This window comes from Polymorphospora sp. A560, from assembly GCF_045781765.1.
In the GTDB taxonomy this organism is placed as follows: domain Bacteria; phylum Actinomycetota; class Actinomycetes; order Mycobacteriales; family Micromonosporaceae; genus Polymorphospora; species Polymorphospora lycopeni.
Window position 1 is genome coordinate 6,131,319 of record NZ_CP122282.1, and the last position, 16,214, is coordinate 6,147,532.

The 16,214-nt window shown below is 69.3% G+C and carries 18 protein-coding genes; 11 read left to right on the forward strand and 7 right to left on the reverse strand.

Features of this window, described 5'->3' with window-relative positions; translation table 11 throughout:
* The first annotated feature begins 29 nt into the window (after positions 1–29).
* The 6 genes from QCD66_RS27770 to trpS all read left to right on the forward strand — a co-directional run bounded on the left by QCD66_RS27770 (position 30) and on the right by trpS (position 5,775).
* The gene (locus tag QCD66_RS27770) at positions 30–1,172 is read left to right on the forward strand and encodes a pyridoxal phosphate-dependent aminotransferase (protein ID WP_375735016.1); all 1,143 of its coding nucleotides are present in this window, start codon (positions 30–32) and stop codon (positions 1,170–1,172) included.
* Positions 1,169–2,110 carry a 2-hydroxyacid dehydrogenase gene (locus QCD66_RS27775; RefSeq protein ID WP_375735015.1) on the forward strand — a complete coding sequence of 314 codons (942 nt, stop codon included), beginning with the start codon at positions 1,169–1,171 and terminating at the stop codon, positions 2,108–2,110. The genes QCD66_RS27770 and QCD66_RS27775 overlap by 4 nt, the downstream gene beginning before the upstream one ends.
* Positions 2,097–2,759 carry a hypothetical protein gene (locus tag QCD66_RS27780; RefSeq protein WP_375735014.1) on the forward strand — a complete coding sequence of 221 codons (663 nt, stop codon included), beginning with the start codon at positions 2,097–2,099 and terminating at the stop codon, positions 2,757–2,759. Before QCD66_RS27775 ends, QCD66_RS27780 begins: the two co-directional genes overlap by 14 nt.
* Positions 2,749–3,456, forward strand: a complete 708-nt coding sequence (locus QCD66_RS27785; RefSeq protein WP_375735013.1) for a class I SAM-dependent methyltransferase — start codon at positions 2,749–2,751, stop codon at positions 3,454–3,456. Before QCD66_RS27780 ends, QCD66_RS27785 begins: the two co-directional genes overlap by 11 nt.
* A gap of 61 nt (positions 3,457–3,517) precedes the next feature.
* The gene (locus QCD66_RS27790) at positions 3,518–4,600 is read left to right on the forward strand and encodes an aminotransferase class I/II-fold pyridoxal phosphate-dependent enzyme (protein WP_375735012.1); all 1,083 of its coding nucleotides are present in this window, start codon (positions 3,518–3,520) and stop codon (positions 4,598–4,600) included.
* A 209-nt stretch (positions 4,601–4,809) separates the two neighbouring features.
* Entirely contained in the window at positions 4,810–5,775 is a 966-nt protein-coding gene (trpS, locus tag QCD66_RS27795) for a tryptophan--tRNA ligase (protein WP_364222181.1), read from the forward strand.
* Between the two features lie 104 nt (positions 5,776–5,879).
* On the opposite strand, the gene QCD66_RS27800 is transcribed toward trpS, so the two are convergent.
* The 3 genes from QCD66_RS27800 to QCD66_RS27810 are packed head-to-tail and all read right to left on the reverse strand — an operon-like array spanning position 5,880 to position 7,581.
* Complete coding sequence (locus QCD66_RS27800) at positions 5,880–6,521, reverse strand: methyltransferase family protein (RefSeq protein WP_375735033.1); 642 nt, start codon at positions 6,519–6,521, stop codon at positions 5,880–5,882.
* A complete protein-coding gene (locus QCD66_RS27805; RefSeq protein ID WP_375735011.1) occupies positions 6,521–7,237 on the reverse strand; it encodes a cation transporter in 717 nt (238 codons plus the stop codon). The genes QCD66_RS27800 and QCD66_RS27805 overlap by 1 nt, the downstream gene beginning before the upstream one ends.
* On the reverse strand, positions 7,237–7,581 hold the full coding sequence (locus tag QCD66_RS27810; RefSeq protein WP_357536253.1) for a metalloregulator ArsR/SmtB family transcription factor: 345 nt from the start codon (positions 7,579–7,581) through the stop codon (positions 7,237–7,239). Before QCD66_RS27810 ends, QCD66_RS27805 begins: the two co-directional genes overlap by 1 nt.
* A gap of 353 nt (positions 7,582–7,934) precedes the next feature.
* Here QCD66_RS27810 and QCD66_RS27815 point away from each other — a divergent pair, with 353 nt between their 5' ends.
* Both QCD66_RS27815 and QCD66_RS27820 read left to right on the forward strand, forming a co-directional pair.
* Positions 7,935–8,579, forward strand: coding sequence for a DsbA family protein (locus tag QCD66_RS27815; RefSeq protein WP_375735032.1), 645 nt, complete (start codon positions 7,935–7,937; stop codon positions 8,577–8,579).
* Positions 8,576–9,211, forward strand: coding sequence for a vitamin K epoxide reductase family protein (locus tag QCD66_RS27820; protein WP_375735010.1), 636 nt, complete (start codon positions 8,576–8,578; stop codon positions 9,209–9,211). The genes QCD66_RS27815 and QCD66_RS27820 overlap by 4 nt, the downstream gene beginning before the upstream one ends.
* Before the next feature lie 20 nt (positions 9,212–9,231).
* Here QCD66_RS27820 and QCD66_RS27825 read toward each other — a convergent pair whose 3' ends face one another.
* A complete protein-coding gene (locus tag QCD66_RS27825; RefSeq protein WP_375735009.1) occupies positions 9,232–10,206 on the reverse strand; it encodes a GlxA family transcriptional regulator in 975 nt (324 codons plus the stop codon).
* Positions 10,207–10,471: 265 nt separating this feature from the next.
* Between QCD66_RS27825 and QCD66_RS27830 the strand changes: the two genes are divergently transcribed.
* The gene (locus tag QCD66_RS27830) at positions 10,472–11,245 is read left to right on the forward strand and encodes a DJ-1/PfpI family protein (protein ID WP_375735008.1); all 774 of its coding nucleotides are present in this window, start codon (positions 10,472–10,474) and stop codon (positions 11,243–11,245) included.
* 207 nt (positions 11,246–11,452) lie between these two features.
* Here the strand turns inward: QCD66_RS27830 and QCD66_RS27835 are convergent, their stop codons facing one another.
* Positions 11,453–11,965, reverse strand: a complete 513-nt coding sequence (locus QCD66_RS27835; RefSeq protein ID WP_375735007.1) for a hypothetical protein — start codon at positions 11,963–11,965, stop codon at positions 11,453–11,455.
* 347 nt (positions 11,966–12,312) lie between these two features.
* Between QCD66_RS27835 and QCD66_RS27840 the strand changes: the two genes are divergently transcribed.
* On the forward strand, positions 12,313–14,205 hold the full coding sequence (locus tag QCD66_RS27840) for an AMP-dependent synthetase/ligase (protein ID WP_375735006.1): 1,893 nt from the start codon (positions 12,313–12,315) through the stop codon (positions 14,203–14,205).
* A 52-nt stretch (positions 14,206–14,257) separates the two neighbouring features.
* On the opposite strand, the gene QCD66_RS27845 is transcribed toward QCD66_RS27840, so the two are convergent.
* The gene (locus QCD66_RS27845) at positions 14,258–14,653 is read right to left on the reverse strand and encodes a VOC family protein (protein WP_375735005.1); all 396 of its coding nucleotides are present in this window, start codon (positions 14,651–14,653) and stop codon (positions 14,258–14,260) included.
* Complete coding sequence (locus tag QCD66_RS27850) at positions 14,650–15,450, reverse strand: helix-turn-helix domain-containing protein (RefSeq protein WP_375735004.1); 801 nt, start codon at positions 15,448–15,450, stop codon at positions 14,650–14,652. Before QCD66_RS27850 ends, QCD66_RS27845 begins: the two co-directional genes overlap by 4 nt.
* Before the next feature lie 228 nt (positions 15,451–15,678).
* On the opposite strand from QCD66_RS27850, the gene QCD66_RS27855 reads away from it, so the two are divergent.
* Positions 15,679–16,092: a hypothetical protein gene (locus QCD66_RS27855; protein ID WP_375735003.1), complete on the forward strand. Its 414-nt coding sequence runs from the start codon at positions 15,679–15,681 to the stop codon at positions 16,090–16,092.
* Positions 16,093–16,214: the final 122 nt, after the last annotated feature.

Genomic DNA, 16,214 nt, shown 5'->3' on the forward strand with positions numbered 1-16,214 from the left:
GCCGGACAAGAAATTGGAGAACCGGAGAGATGTACGAGCGCTACACAAACCTGACCCGATACGAAAACGTCGGAATCAACCGGAGGTTCAATCTGGCCGACGGCCACGCACACCAGGGGCAGAACAGCACGCAGCAGGAGATCGTCACCGATCTACCGAAGATCTTCTACGCGGCCGAGGCCACCCTGCAACGCGAGTCGGAAGAAGAGTTCCAGCAGGTGTTCTACCGGCTGGCCGGGCAACACTCGGCGATCCACAGCCCGCGCACCATGCTCTGCTACTCCGCGTCACTGGCGACCGACCTGGTCGCGACCTACCTGTCCAGCAGGAGCTTGTCGGTCGGTCTGCTGCAACCCTGCTTCGACAACCTCGCGACCATCCTGCGCCGGCGACAGGTGGAACTCGTACCGCTCAGTGAAGCCCAACTCGGGCCGGACTCGATCGACGACACCTTCGCCGGCATGACGACGGATGCCGTCTTCCTGACGCTGCCGAACAACCCCACCGGGTTCACCTACGACGAGGCGCAGTTCAAACACCTGGTGGAACTGTGTGTCACCCATCGGAAGATTCTCATCCTCGACTGCACGTTCCGGTTCTTCGTCACCACCCCGTTCTGGGATCAATACGCCGTGCTCGAGGACTCGGGAGTCAGCTACCTCGTCGTCGAGGACACCGGGAAGACCTGGCCCACGCAGGATCTCAAATGCAGCATCCTCGCCAGCAGCGCCGATCTGTACGAACAGGTTCTCGAACTGCACAACGACATCCTCCTGAACGTGAGCCCGTTCATACTGCGGCTGCTGTCCGCGTACGTGAACGACACCGCACGGTCCGGGCTCGAGAAGAGCATCTGGCGTACGATCAGCCAGAACCGCGACCACCTCCGCGAGTCCCTGCGTGGGACGATCCTGGTCCCCGAATTCCCGGACAGCACCATCAGCGTGGAGTGGATACGCATCAGCCACCCCACCGTACGCAGCGAGGAAATCGTCGAACTGCTCGGGAAAGCCCAGGTCGGCATCCTTCCCGGCAACCACTTCTACTGGGCGGACCACGACACCGGTTCGAACTTCGTGCGCTTCGCCCTTGCCAGGCGTTCGGACTGGTTCGCCGACTCGTGCAGATACCTGCGGACCGTGCTGCTGTCGAACTCGGTCCTCATGCCGTGAGCACCACGCCGACCGCCCGGATCGTCTACCTGGACGAGCCGACCTATCTCACGACGAGCTTCCTACGGCAACTGTCCCGACTGGGGACGGTGACGGTCCACTACGACCGACCGGGACGACAGGAGACCATTCGCCGGCTGTCCGCCGCCGACATCGCCCTCGTCGAGTGGACCACCCTGTCGGCCGACGTGTTGCGGCAGGCCCGCCAGCTACGACACGTCTCGACGCTGCTCTCCGCGACCGACCAGATAGACCTGGTAGCCGCACGCCAACTCGGTATCAGTGTGTCCCACTGCCCCGACTATTCCGTGGACGCGGTGGCCGACTACGTCACCACCTCCGTCGGGGCGCTGTCCCGCCAACTCCTTCCGGCCAGCCGGATGGGGGTGGCCGGTGTGCGGCACCGCTATCCCCCGTTCCTCGGCCGCTCCCTGTCCGGGGCCGTGATCGGCCTCGTCGGCACCGGACGCATCGGACAGGCTGTCGCCCGGCGGGCCCGCGCCTTCGGTATGGAGGTGCTGGGACACAACCGGTCCGGCCGCCCGGTGCCGGGCATCGAACTCGTCGGCCTGCCGGAACTGGTGCGCCGCAGCGACGTGGTGTCGGTGCAGGTTCCCGCGTCGGAGGAGACCGCGGAACTCCTGTCCGCGGAACTCGTCGGTGCCCTCCGACCGGGCTGCATCGTGGTCAGCGTCTCGCGCGCCGAGACGATCGCGATGAGGGCCCTCGCCGACCGCCATGCCGCGGGCCGACTCGGCGGCGTCGCACTGGACGACGTACCCGACGGCCTCGCTCCGATCTTCGCACGCAAGCAGAACACCCAGATCACACCGGGCATCGCCTGGTACACGCGGGCATCGCGGCAGGACAACCTCACCGAGGTCCTGGCGAACGTACGGGGATTCCTGAATGGAGAACCGGTCAATGTCGTCGCCTGACGAAGACGAAGAACTCACCGTCGCACTGGAATGGCTACGGGATCGGGTACGGCACCTGCCGGGCGCGACGAGCACGCTGAGTCCGGATCTGCCGGGTGCCATCGAGGTTCGGGTCCAGTCCGACGGGCCGCCGAGGATCTGTCTGCTGTCCTGCTGGCACGAGCCGTGGACGGCGGAACGTCTGGGCGTTACGTCGGCGGTTTCGATGTCCGCGCTGCACACCCTCGAACTGCTCGACCACGCCACCCGGCTTCCCGACGGCTCGATGACCGCGGTCTTCATCGCCGACGACGACGAGAAGTCGCGGAGGTTCGCCTTCAACACGGCGAGAAGCCACCTCGCCGGCACGGCGACGCCCCTCGTCGTCGTCATGGCACTCGGCTGCACACCCGGTGGCGGGCTCTTCGCGCTCGACGATCCGCGGCGGTGGCAGCCGATCGCGGTCGCCGCGGCGGTGCCATTCGTCGGCGCCGACGGTATCGACCCGGACGTGTTGGAGGAACTGGCCGCCTGTGCCGGGCAAGGGCTGCTCGCCTGCGTGTTGGATCCGTCCGGAAACGCCGACGACACCGGTCCCTCCGTCGACTCCCTGTACGCGGCGCTGAACGAGGCCGCCGATTCCGGAAAGGTCATCGCCGATGCACACTAGCTGGGAGACCTCGGAGTCGGCCGAGGCCTACTCGCGGGAAACCGCCGCCGCGCAGTGGAAGCCGATGGGATATCCGGAAGTCTTCCGGAGCCTCGACCTCACCGGCGCAGACGACCGCCCGCTACTGGACTTCGGCTGCGGCCCGGGCTTCGTCGCTCATTACGCGGCCGAGGAGTACGGCAGAAACGTCATCGGCGTCGACGTTTCCGGGTCGATGATCGAGTACGCCACCGCACATTACGATCACCCGCTGGTGTCGTACCGCGAGATACCGATCTCCGGCGGTCTCGACTTCCTCGCGTCCGAAGAGATCGGCGCGTGCATGAGCTGCTTCGTGTTCATGCAGATGCCCAGCACCGAACTACAGGTCGATGCCTGCCGGCAGATCCGGCGGGTCCTGACACCTGGCGGACGGTTCGCCATGCTGAACACCCATCCAGGGAGCGTCGGCGTCCAGTTCTCGACCCTCCGCAACGGAGAAGCGGGACGCGCCTACCTGCCCGGCGACCCGATGGTGACCTCTCTGCGCACCGCGAACGGCTCACTGACCCTTCGCGACTTCTTCTGGCGGGTGGAGGACTACGCCCACGCGATGGAGGCGGGCGGATTCCGTGACGTGGCGATCGAACACCTCCCACCGCCACCTGCCGATCCCACTCCGCACCCCCAGTTCCTGCTGCTGTCCGGGCGTGCCTAGCAACTGGGGCCGCTCCTCCAGTCCGAGTTTTCGAACGAGAAGGAAGTCGACGGTACGCCTCATGTCGTCACCTCCCCTGCCCGGCGCACACCGACTCGGCGACTTCTCCGCCTACCGCTCACACGAGGCGCCGAGGAGCGATGCCACCGGCACGGAGTGGGACCTGTCCAACAACGAGTTGACGTTGCCGCCGCTGCCGGAGGTGGCGGAGGCGGTACGGATCTGCGGCCTCGACCCGAACAGGTACCCCGCCCCACTCCCCCACCTCCTGGTCGAGAGGCTCGCCGGGCAGTTCGGCGTGGCCCGGACCCAGATCGTGGTCGGCCCCGGGAGCGCGGGAGTCCTGCAGCAGTTGCTGCTCGTCCTGTGCACCGAGCGGGACGAGGTCCTCTACGCCTGGCCGGCCTTCGATGCGTATCCGCTGCTTATCGCCGTGGCGGGAGCCACCGGGGTTCGGGTCCCGCTCACCGCGACCGGCGCGCACGACCTGTCGGTCTTCCTGGCCAGGGTCACGCCTCGCACCCGGGTCGTAATACTGTGCACGCCACACAATCCGACCGGGCGTCGCATATCCCGTGACGAGCTGCGCTGGTTCCTGAATGAGCTTCCACCCCAGGTCGTCACCATCGTCGACCAGGCCTACGTCGAATTCGACGAGTTGGACGAGAACGACGACCTGGACCTCGTCCACCAGCGTTCGAAAGCGGTCCTGCTGCGCACCTTCTCGAAGGCGTACGGCCTCGCTGGACTGCGGGTGGGATACGCACTGGCGGACTCCGAGATCTCCGAGACCGCGAGAAAGGCGACCCTGCCCTTCGCGGTCACGAGGGCGGCCGAGGCCGCGGCGGTGGCCTCGCTCGACCAGGAGACGGTGATGAAGGAGAGAATCGCGATGGTACGGCGACTCCGCACCGAACTCGGCGAATCCCTCGGCGATCTGGGACTCGCCTGCCCGCCATCGCACGGCAACTTCCTGTGGCTCCCCCTCGGCCGGTCGGCGACCGGGTTCGGCGAATCGGTCGCGCGCGACGGGATCAAGGTCAGGGTCTATCCGGACCACGGCGTACGGATCTCGGTGGGCAGCCGGGCCGCCCATCGCCGCCTGCTCGCCGCCGCCCGGGTCACCGGGCACGCGGCTGACTGACGGTCATCCGTCGCCTGTCCGAGGGACCGGGTCCGGCGGCTGCCGGTGATACCCTCATCGGCATGTGCAGCAGGAATCGATTCTGGCGGGCCATCATGAGGTGGCCCTGACCTGCTGCAAAAGCAGACACCAGTCGGTCACCCACAGGGTGGCCGACGACGCCGGTCGGTTCACCTTGGGGTCGCGGACGACTCACGAGGGAGTACTGAATGATCAGGCTGTCGGGAATCACGCCGTCCGGAGAGATGCACTTAGGCAACTATCTCGGCGCGGTGCGCCGGTGGGCTGCCGAGTCAGGCCCGGAAGACCTTTACTTCGTAAGCAATCTGCACGCCATGACCACGCACCATGAGCCGGCGACGCTACGCCGGCTGACGAGGCACCAACTCGCCGTCATGATCGCCGCGGGCGTACCCGGGGACGCCGTGTTCGTCCAGTCCGATCTGATCAACGAGCACATGGCGCTCACCTGGTTGCTCGAATGCACCTGCACCTTCGGCGAGGCACGGCGCATGGTCCAGTTCAAGGAGAAATCCGACGGCCGGGAATCCGTCCGGCTGGGCCTGCTCACCTATCCGGTGTTGATGGCCTCCGACATCCTGCTGCACGGCGCCGCCGAGGTTCCGGTCGGCAACGACCAGAATCAGCACGTCGAACTGGCACGCACCCTCGCCCGGCGCTTCAACGCCAACTACGGCGACGCTTTCGTCGTACCCCGCGGTGTTCTTCCCGAGACGGCGGCGCGGGTTCGGGACCTCACCGTGCCGGAGAAGAAGATGTCGAAGTCGGCGTCGGATGTCGGCGGGATCATCTACGTACTCGACGAGCCGGACACCATCCGACGGAAGCTGCGGCGCGCGGTCACCGACGGAATGGCGGACGTCCGGTACGCACCGGACGAGCAGCCCGGGGTGGCGAATCTCCTCGAGATCGTGGCCGCCTGCACGGACACCTCGCCCACGGCCGTCGCGGACGGCATCGACAGCTACCGCGACCTCAAGGAGGCGGCGGCGGAAGCCGTGATCGCCGAACTCGGTCCGGTCCGGGAACGGGCGCTGGACCTCCTGGCCGGTGGCGGCGAACTCGACAAGATCCGCTCAGCCGGCGCCGAACGCGCCAGGGATCGTTCTCGCGACCGGCTGGCCAACGCGCTCCACCTGGCCGGCGTGGACTGAAGCGACGTGCTTCGCGAGGGATGGGCGATCCCGCTCGCACATCCCTCGCGACAGAGTCACGCGCCACCCGGCTGGTCTCCCACCGCGGCGAATGCGGGGGCGTTCTATCTGCCCGAGGACCGGGCACCGCGACGGCCCGACGTCGCGGGCAACCGTCCGACGCCCGGCCAGAACCGGCCGACCACGGCCGCGTAGCGCCGGTAGTCCGTGCCGTGGGTGCGCAGCAGGTACGGCTCCTCCACCGCACGTACCTGCAGCTGAATCGATGTGATCAGCACCGCGGTCGCGGCCAGGCTGACCGGGTTGGGCACCATCGCGGCAAGGCCGGCGCTGGTGGCGGCCATCGCCGTGAAGATCGGGTTGCGGGCCAGCGCGAACGCGCCGGTGGTGACCAGCGCGGTGCGCTCGTGCGGGTCGACGCCGACCCGCCAGGAGGCACCCATCGGCAGTTGCGCGGCCAGCGTCGCGGCGACCCCGGCGACGGCCACGACCAGTCCGGCGGCTTGCAACCATCCGATGTCGAGTACGCCGACCGCGGGCAGGCCGGCGAGCCCGGCGGCCGGGCCGGCCACGCCCAGCAGCAGCGCGGCGGCGAACAGCAGCTTCGCCCACCAGGCCGTCGACCCGACGGGGCCGGCGTCGAGGCGCAGTCCGGTGTCGCCGGTGGCCCGCCACTGCGCCAGGCTGCGCCAGCCGAACGCCAGTACCAGCCCCAGCAGGTAGAGGGCCAGCGCCAGACTGGCGATCACCTCGCGTCCCCGGCGGTGCAGCAGCCGTCCGCGCAGGTGCCGCTCACCGGACCGGGCGGGGCGAGGCCGGCCGCCGGGGTGCAGCAGGTGTCGCCGCGCCATGCCTCGCGGCCTTCCTTGACTGCGACGGCGGCGATGACCAGCGCGGCGAGCGGGTCGGCCCAGGACCAGCCGAACAGGCTGTTGAGCCCGAGTCCGACGAGCAGGACGGCGGACAGGTAGGTGCACAGCAGGGTCTGCTTGGAGTCGGCGACCGCCGACCGGGACCCCAGCTCACGGCCGGCGCTGCGCTGCGCGTACGACAGGAAGGGCATGATCAGCAGCGACAGGGCGGCCAGGATCAGGCCGATGCTGGAGTGCTCGGCTTCGGCGCCGCCGATCAGGGCGCGCACCGACTCCACCGTGACGTAGGCGGCCAGCGCGAAGAAGGAGACGGCGATGACGCGTAGCGCCATCTTCTCCCGGGCCTCGGGGTCACGGCCGGCGAACTGCCACGCCACGGCCGCGGCGGACGACACCTCGATGACCGAGTCCAGGCCGAACCCGATCAGCGCGGTGGACGAGGCGATCGTTCCGGCGGTGATCGCCACGACCGCCTCGGCGACGTTGTAGGCGATGGTGGCGGCCACGAGCAGCCGTACCCGCCTGGCGAGCACCGCCCGCCGCGCGGACGCCGGTCGGACCGGGGCCGGCTGGACCAGGGGCAGGTTCATCAGCAGCAGCCGTTCTCGTCACTGTCCGGGCACGCGGCCGGGTCCACCGCGAGCACCAGCCCGAGCAGGTCACCGAGGGCGTGCGCCAGCCTCGGGTCGGCCAGTTCGTAGCGGGTACGCCGGCCCTGCGGCACCGCCACGACCAGCCCGCACCCCCGCAGGCAGGCGAGATGGTTGGACAGGTTCTGCCGGGTGGTGCCCAGCAGCTCGGCCAGCTCCGCCGGATATCCGGGACCGTCGCGCAGCGCCAGCAGCAGCCGCGCCCGCGTCGGATCCGACAGGGCATGACCGAAGCGGGCCAGCACCTGGCCGTACGTCAACGTCTCCACACCAGCACAGTACATCGCTCGCTGTACTATCGGGAGGGGTCGCCGGGCCGGGCTTCGCAGGCAACTCTCAGCCGCGACCCAGCCGCTCAGTAAAGCGGCGACTGTACCCTCACCGGTGTTCCGGATGGCCGCGGGTGGCGGCACCGGACCGGTCCGGGACGCGGCCCGGGCGGAGAGATTCCGCCGACAAAGGAGTGCTCATGGCGGCGAACAACGCCAAGACCCGCAAGCGCACCGCCAAACCGGCGACCGGTGCCGGCCGCACCCAGCCCGCACGGCCGACACCGACGGGCACCGGCACGGCCAGGACGGCGGCCCGAAAGACGGCGACGGCAACCAGGGCGACCCGCAAGATCCGCAAGACGGGCATGAGCACCAACCTCAAGGTGACCCTGGGCGTGCTGGCCGTCGCGCTCGCCGTGGTGGTCGGCATCGTCGTGGTCAACCGCAGCATCGACATCGCCCCGGTGGCCGCCTCGGAGGCGCTGGTGCGCGCCGACAGCCACCGGTTGTCCACCGCGGCGGACGGCAAGACGACCGTGGTGGAGTTCCTCGACTTCGAGTGCGAGTCCTGCCTGGCCGCCTATCCCGGTGTCGAACAGTTGCGCGCCGAGTACGGCGACCGCATCACCTACGTGGTCCGCTACTTTCCGATCGCCAGCCACCCGAACGCCTACAACGCGGCGCACGCCGCCGAAGCGGCTGCCCGGCAGGGCGCGTTCGAGCAGATGTACAAGAAGCTGTTCGACACCCAGACCATCTGGGGCCACAACCAACAGTCCCAAGCCCCCGTCTTCGAGGGGTACGCGCAGGAAATGGGACTGGACATGGCCCGGTTCAGGGCCGACGTGGCCAGCGCCGAGGTTGCCGCCCGGGTCAGGGCCGACGCCGCCGACGGCCAGGCACTCGGCGTGCAGGGCACCCCGACGTTCTTCATCAACGGCGAGAGGTTCGACGGCCGCCCCGACCACAACGGGCTCAAGACAGCCATCGACAGGTCACTGAACTCGTGACGCGACCCCTTGCCGGCGACGCCGGCACCCACCACGACGCCGACACCGGCATGGCCCTGACCGACCGGATCATCGGCTGGACACTCACCATCGGCGGGCTCGTCGGCGCCCTCGCCGCGTTCGTGCTCACCGTCGAGAAGATCGCCCTACTCCAAGACCCCGCCTACACACCCACCTGCTCCATCAACCCCATCCTGTCCTGCGGGTCCATCATGACCACCGGCCAGGCCGAGGTGTTCGGCTTCCCGAACCCGCTCATCGGCCTGGCCACCTTCCCCGTCGTCGCCGCCACCGGCGCCGCGATGCTCGCCGGCACCCGACTGCCCCGCTGGTGGTGGCTCGCACTCCAGGCCGGCGCCACGTTCGGCGTCGGGTTCGTGCACTGGCTCTTCTTCCAGAGCCTCTACCGCATCGGCGCCCTCTGCCCCTACTGCATGGTCGTCTGGGTCGCCATGATCGTGCTGTTCACCTACACCACCCTGCACAACCTCGACCGCGGCCACCTACCCGCACCCCGCCGGCTCACCGACACCCTCCTACGCGTACACAGCGCCATCCCCACCACCTGGCTGCTGGTCCTCGCCGCGCTGATCGGTGTGCGGTTCTGGGACTACTGGCGCACCCTTCTCTGACTCGTACGCACACATCAACCTCAACCAGCGGTCCTGGGCACCTCGTGGGCACCGAAGCGGCGGCGGTAGGTGGCCGGGGTGACACCGGCAACCCTCAGGAAGGCGCGGCGCATGGTCTCGGCCGAGCCGAAGCCACAGGTACGGGCGATGGACGTGAGGCCGCCGCGCCCGGCGTCGAGCAGGTTCTGAGCGGTGTGCACCCGCACCCGTTCGACGTACCGGGCGGGGGTGGTGCCGGTCTCACGGCGGAACAGGCGGGTCAGGTGACGCTCGCTGACCGCGGCGCGGGCCGCCATGGCGGCGAGGCTGTGTTCACCCGACGGCTGCGCCGCGACCGCGTCGAGCACCCGACGCAGGACCGGGTCGCGCGTCGCTGGCCGGACACCGGCCATGTCGAACTGCGCCTGACCACCGGGCCGCCGGAGGAAGACGACCAGATACTTGGCCACCGTCCGCGCCCGGTCGGCGCCGAGGTCCTCGGCCACGAGGGCGAGCGCGAGGTCGATGCCCGCGGTCACCCCGGCCGAGGTCAGCACCGGTCCGTCCCGTACACAGATGGCGTCGGGTCGCACCGCGACGCGGGGAAAGCGCGCGGCCAGTTCGTCGCAGGCCGCCCAGTGGGTGGTGGCCCGGCGTCCCTCCAACAGGCCGGCTTCGGCCAGCACCAGAGCGCCCGTGCAGACCGACGCCACCCGCCGCGCCCGGCGGCCAAGGCGCCGTACCTGCTCGACAAGGGTGGTGGGCGGGCGGCTACCGGCCGCCGTCGGATAGCCGGCGACCAGCAGGGTGTCGACCGGACCGTAGACCTCCGGTAGCGCGACGTCGACGTCCATCCGCACCCCGACATCGGTACGCACCGACCGGCCGTCCGGTGACGCGAGCCGGATCCGGTAGCCGCCGGCGCCGTTGAGGACCTGAAACGGTCCCGCCACATCCATGACGACGGCGCCGTCGTACACGACGAGGACGACCTCACGTCGATTGTCTTCCGCCATACCCTACTGGTCCGCCGAGATGCCCGGTCCGGTTCCCGCGGCGGTGTCCGGTGACGTCCGGCGGAACGGCACACAGCCGATGCGGACCCGATTCCCTCGGATCCGGACCGGCCCCACCGGTCCGGGAACCAGGACGAGGCGCCGGGTGACCACCGAGGTACGCACATCCGAAGACCCGCTCCGACCTGCCGGAGGACACTCCCCGGCGGCCACGGCGGACGGGAAACCGATGAGCGATCTGTTCCCTGGCATCAGGAGGTACTCGATGTTCACTGTGGACGTGAAACGGCGGACGGTGCTGCGGGCCGCGGCCGCCGGTGGGGTCGGTGCGGGGCTGGCCGCCACCGGCGTCGCCGCTCCGGCCGGCGCTGATCGGCGCACCGGTACGGACGGGCCGGCCCGACGACCGCGTATCGCGGTCCTGCTCTTCGACGGGGTCACGCCGATCGACGCGATCGGCCCGTACGAGGTGCTGTGCCGGGTGCCGGGCGCTTCGATGCTCACCGTCGGCAAGCGGACCGGCCCGGTGCGCTCGGACAACGGGGTGCTCACCCTCGGCGTCGACCACACCCTGCGTGACGTGCGCTGGGCCGACGTGCTGCTGGTACCAGGGGGGAATGTTCGCGGCGTCCAGGCGGATCCCGCGATGATCGGGTGGATCCAACAGCTTCACCGGCGAACGACGTGGACCGTCTCGGTCTGCACCGGGGCCCTCGTTCTGGGTACGGCCGGCCTGCTGCGCGGGCTGCGGGCGACGACGTACTGGGGGGTCCAGACGCAGCTTGCCCAGTTCGGCGCGACCTTTGTGCCGCACCGCTTTGTCGAGTCCGGCCGGATCATCACCGCCGCCGGCATGTCCGCGGGAATCGACATGGCCCTGCATCTCGCCGCGAAGCTCGCCGATGACCGGATCGCCCAGGCGCTGCAACTGACCGTCCAGTACGACCCGCAGCCGCCTTTCGACACCGGCAGCCCCGACAAGGCCGGCCCGGAACTCCAGCGCCTGGCGCTGGAACTGCTCAATCCCGGTGGTCGCTGAGAGTCCCATCGCTTGCCGTGAGTACGAGCGCTGCGGCGACGACCGGCTGGCCGGCGGCCACGAAGTGGTGCGCGACGCGGTCTATCACGGCGGCGGTGCGGCCGGTGTTCGGTTGCGACCGCTGAACTTCCGCGTGCCGAAGCCCTCCCGATGGCGGACCCACTGTCGACGTCCGCTCCGGGAGGGCTCGTCAGCGGAGGTGACGGTTCAGGTGACGATGGAGCCGGGGGAGGCGAACACTCCGAAGATCGGTTGATAGCCGTCATTCCACGTCACCGTGGCTTCCATCACGCTTTGAACGTGCCCGGAGACTCCATTGAAGGGCACCCTGTGGCTGCAGGTCCCGGACGGGCCGAATTCCGGCAGACAGGTCTTGACCGGGGCGAGGACAGCGCCGTGCTGGGCAATGCCGATCCTCATGTAGATGGCGCGGGTTTCGGTCGCCAACTGGCCGTCGTCGGTCCACCGGCAAGCAACGGACCAGGTGACGTTGAGGAAGCCGTCGTACACGGTGACGTCATTGCCATAGCTGACGTGGCAGACGATCGGTGCGCCGGGTGCCTGCACAACGACATCGGCTGGCTTGGCAGAAGAGTCGCTGAACGCGGCGCGTGGGCCGGGCGTTTGTGCGCCGGCCGGCGTGGCGCCGATGGTGAGGCCCATCAGCAAGGCGGTGAACACGACGAGAAGACGAAGAAGTCGTGATTGTCGCGGTTTCATGAGGCTCCTTGTAGATCGCGAGTCAGTCGTAGCCGCGGTGCGTGGGGTCGACATCCGTCGACATTTCGCGATGGCTCAGGAACGCGTACGGTGAACCTCCTTCCAGCCCGGCGGTTGCTGTCCCTGCGGCACCACGTGGTCGGGCCAACTGGTCGGTACGACGGGGCCGATACCGCTCACGCAACCGACAGTTGCGGCTACGGAAGGGCTACCGGTGATGGTGCGGGCACCGACTGGATTCCGACTGGACGCCGAGTGGACACCAGGAGCCGACTGGCTAGCATGCGTCCCCGCGCCACGGATCGGTTCCGCCGATTCGGCCGTCGAGGCCCACGTACGACGCCAGGATGGGCGGGATGGCAGTTGCCGCGATCGGCGCTGCGGTAGGGGTAGCGGAGGTGGATGTGCGGGGCGGTGCTGTCGCATCGGCGGATGTCGGGACGGTGCTGCGGGGCCTGGCGGAGCAGGTGTGGATCAATGCCGCGGAGGCTCCGCAGGCAGTGCAGTTCGTACGGCCGGCCCCCATGTCGCGGGCGTGGCCGGCGCGGCGGCAGGTACGGGAAGACGGCGACCTGTCGGTGACGTGCGGGCAGTTCCGTGACGACGTCCTGGCCATCGCTCGCGGATTCCTAGCCGCGGGGGTGCGGCACGGTGACCGGGTCGCACTGCTGAGCCGCACCCGGTACGAGTGGACCCTGGTCGACTACGCCCTGTGGGCGATCGGGGCGGTGACCGTGCCGATCTACGACACCGCCAGTTCTGATCAGGTGGCGTGGATCCTCTCGGACTCCGCGGCTGTGGGCTGCGTCGTGGAGACACCCGCGCACGCCGAAATGGTCGCGGGGCTGCGACTGGACCTACCAGCCCTGCGTGAGGTGTGGCAGATCGAATCGGGTGACCTGATCGCCCTGGCCGGCCTGGGTCGTACGGTCGATGACGCGCAGGTCGACGACCGTCGTGCGCGGGTGGCCGGCGGCGACGTGGCCACGATCGTGTACACCAGCGGCACGACCGGCCGCCCCAAGGGTTGCGTGCTGACCCACCGCAACATCCACTGCGACGTGACCAGCGCCGTCGCGGTGCTGCCGGAGCTGCTGCACCCGCGGGCGTCGACGGTGCTGTTCCTGCCGCTCGCGCATGCGTTCGCCCGGCTGATCCAGGTAGGGATCGTGCAGACCCGGGCCACGATGGTGCACATCGGCGACATGTCGGAGGTGCTGGACCAGCTACCCAAGTACCGGCCCACCTTCATCCTGGCGGTGCCGCGGGTCTTCGAGAAGCTGCACGCCCAGGCCCGCCAGAAGGCCGACGACGACCGCCGCGGACGGCTGTTCGCCGCCGCCGACCGGGTGGCGGTGCGCTACAGCCGCGCCCTCGACGAGCCGGGCGGGCCGGGCGTGCTGCTCCGGCTCGCCCGCAGCGGGTACGACCTGCTGGCGTACCGGAAACTGCGGGCGGCGCTGGGTGGGCGATGCCGCATGGCGATCGTCGGCGGCGCGCCCCTCGGCGAGCGGCTGGGACACTTCTTCCGCGGCGCCGGCATCGTGGTGCTGGAGGGGTACGGCCTCACCGAGACCTCGCCGACCCTGACGGCGAACCTTCCCTCGGCGCAGCGGATCGGCACGGTCGGCCGCCCCCTGCCCGGGGTGGACATCCGCATCGCCGACGACGGCGAGATCCTGGCCCACGGCGACGTCGTCTTTCCGGGCTACTGGAACAACCCGGACGCCACCCAGGCGACCTTCACCACGGACGGCTGGCTGCGCACCGGTGATCTCGGCAATATCGACCACGACGGCTTCCTACGGCTCACCGGCCGGAAGAAGGAGATCATCGTCACCGCGGGCGGCACGAACATCGCACCCGCGCCGATCGAGGACGCCGTCCGCGCCCATCCGCTGATCAGCCAGTGCATGCTCGTCGGCACCGGCCGCCCCCACGTGGCCGCACTGGTCACCATCGACCCGCACGCATGGCTACGCTGGCGCTCCGCGCACGGCCGGCCCGACGCCTCCGTCGCCACGATGCGCGACGATCCGCAGTTGCGCGGCGAAGTGCAGTCCGCCGTCGACCAGGCCAACGGAACGCTGTCGAAGACGGAGCGGGTCAAGACCTTCCGGATCCTGCCCCACGATTTCACCGAGGCCGACGGGGAGATCACCCCCACCCTGAAGATCAAACGCGAGGTGATCGAAGCGCACCACGGCTCCGACATCGACGCCCTCTACCACAGCCACTGAGCTGAACCGGCGTAGTCGAAGGTGAACTCGAGTTCGGATCTGGAACAGGCCCTCAGGAAGGCTGGTAACTCCCGAACGACCAGTGGTTGCCCTCCGGGTCCGCCACGCTCCCACCGCGACCGCCGTAGTCCTGGTCGACCATCTCGCGGAGCACCGTCGCCCCGGCGTCGACGGCACGCCGGAAGACGGCGTCGGGGTCATCGGTGACCAGGTACGCCGCGGAGCCACCCACGTTGGTGACCGCCCCGCCGGCGCGCTGGCTGCCGAACATGACGCCCCCGCTACCACCGGGCCACACCCACTCGGAGTGCACGACAACCGAGGGGTCGGCCTCGTCCCGGTAGGTCGCGTGCTCGACGAACCCGATCGCACTCAGCCAGGCGATCATCGCGTCGGCGTCGCGGAAGGACATGGTGTGCCAGAGCTTGATCTCTGCTGCGTTGCTCATGCCCCCGACTCTCCCCCACCGTCGGCATGCAGGTCTTGAAGGAATGGGAACTCCTCGCGCAACCACGTCGTCGGCGGGCACCCCGCGAGCCGCACCCACTCGCGCGTCAGGTGGGCCTGGTCGGCGTACCCGCACCGCTGCGCGGCCTCGGCCAGCGGCACCCGCCCCAGCACGGCACGGGTCCGCTCGAAGCGGCCCAGGCGGCGTACCTCCTGCGGCGTCATCCCGCACTCGCGGCGGACCAGCGTGCCAAGGTGGCGGCGGCTGTAGCCGACGTCGTCGGCGACGTCCTGGACGGTCGCGCCCCGGGTCAGCCGCGCGAGCGCACGACCGACCTCGGCTCGCGGTTCGTCGTGGTCGGTCAACCGCTCCAGCAGTACGTCGGCGACGAGCGCCGCCCGAGCCCCGGGCGCGCAGTCCGCGAGCTGCTCCGGAAGGTGTCGCAGAGACGGGACGACGACGTCCAGCTCGACCAGCGAGCCCGCCAGCTCGGCCGCCGGCATCCCGAGCAGTGCCCGCGCCCCGGCCGTGGTCAGCCCAAGCTGCACCCCGGCCTGCTTCCCGCCATGGTGGATCTCGGCCGGATGGGCGTGCAGCCCCGACAGAGTCGTCCACCGGCGACCACGACTCGCGTCATCACCGCGCCAGCCGACATCGAGCGGCTCCCCCACCGGCAGCACGAACGTCAGCGTCGTACCCGGCAGCCCGCGATGCACCCCGGGCGCGCCCAGGTCGACGTCGTACGCCGACAACGAGGCGACGTACGGCGCCAGCGCCGGAGGGATCGCCACACCCACCGCCCCACCGTAACCGGTGACTGACCCAGCAGGCCCCGGGTCGTCCCGGCGTACGTGTTCGGGACTGTTCGGGACCGTCCCGAACAGGGCAGACCATTGCGCCGGAAAATCCGCCCCACCACTCTTGAGTCATCCGGCCAATCAAGCGGGATGCCACCGATGAATCGACACCGCCTGAACGTCGTCGACATCTAATGCGTGGCCGATCTGCTATCAGGAGGATTCGAAGTGAAGCAACGAATCGGAGCCGTCGTCCTTGCCACTCTCATGCTGCTGACCGTGGGCGCGACCACCGCCTACGCAAACCCCGCCAAGGCTGGTTCGACCGCCGCCCTCATGTTCGAAGTCGTGGTCGAAACCACCAACGACTCGGCGGCGGCATTCCTGAGCGTTTACAACGCTTGGGAACTTTCGGTCTGCGACAACGCGAAGGATGGCATGCGTGCACGGGCCGAGCTTCGGAATCTCACCACGGGCCGTGTCATCGCCACCGCGGAAGACGCCAACGGCTCATTCAACGAATGCGACGAAGGTAACCACGCCTACCCCACTCCCAGGCTGAACGACACCGTTCGGGTGACCGTGTGGGTCCAGGACGGTGCGAGTGGCAGTCGCCAGTACAGCGCCTCCCAGATCTACTAGGTTCCGCGAAGCGCGGAATCACGGTGCCCGGCCAGACGGTCGGGCACCGGCACGTGGCCCATGGCGCTTGGGATTGGGCCCACGCCCGTGTGGACGGCAGTCCGGTTCCTGATGCCACTCCC

Excerpts from the sequence above, each read along its gene's own strand:
- QCD66_RS27845 (WP_375735005.1), bottom strand. The coding sequence starts at position 14,653 with ATGAGCAACGCAGCAGAGATCAAGCTCTGGCACACCATGTCCTTCCGC.
- QCD66_RS27825 (WP_375735009.1), bottom strand. The coding sequence starts at position 10,206 with ATGGCGGAAGACAATCGACGTGAGGTCGTCCTCGTCGTGTACGACGGC.
- QCD66_RS27770 (WP_375735016.1), top strand. The coding sequence starts at position 30 with ATGTACGAGCGCTACACAAACCTGACCCGATACGAAAACGTCGGAATC.
- trpS (WP_364222181.1), top strand. The coding sequence starts at position 4,810 with ATGATCAGGCTGTCGGGAATCACGCCGTCCGGAGAGATGCACTTAGGC.
- QCD66_RS27785 (WP_375735013.1), top strand. The coding sequence starts at position 2,749 with ATGCACACTAGCTGGGAGACCTCGGAGTCGGCCGAGGCCTACTCGCGG.
- QCD66_RS27790 (WP_375735012.1), top strand. The coding sequence starts at position 3,518 with ATGTCGTCACCTCCCCTGCCCGGCGCACACCGACTCGGCGACTTCTCC.
- QCD66_RS27815 (WP_375735032.1), top strand. The coding sequence starts at position 7,935 with ATGAGCACCAACCTCAAGGTGACCCTGGGCGTGCTGGCCGTCGCGCTC.
- QCD66_RS27840 (WP_375735006.1), top strand. The coding sequence starts at position 12,313 with ATGGGCGGGATGGCAGTTGCCGCGATCGGCGCTGCGGTAGGGGTAGCG.
- QCD66_RS27780 (WP_375735014.1), top strand. The coding sequence starts at position 2,097 with ATGTCGTCGCCTGACGAAGACGAAGAACTCACCGTCGCACTGGAATGG.
- QCD66_RS27830 (WP_375735008.1), top strand. The coding sequence starts at position 10,472 with ATGTTCACTGTGGACGTGAAACGGCGGACGGTGCTGCGGGCCGCGGCC.
- QCD66_RS27835 (WP_375735007.1), bottom strand. The coding sequence starts at position 11,965 with ATGAAACCGCGACAATCACGACTTCTTCGTCTTCTCGTCGTGTTCACC.
- QCD66_RS27805 (WP_375735011.1), bottom strand. The coding sequence starts at position 7,237 with ATGAACCTGCCCCTGGTCCAGCCGGCCCCGGTCCGACCGGCGTCCGCG.
- QCD66_RS27810 (WP_357536253.1), bottom strand. The coding sequence starts at position 7,581 with ATGTACTGTGCTGGTGTGGAGACGTTGACGTACGGCCAGGTGCTGGCC.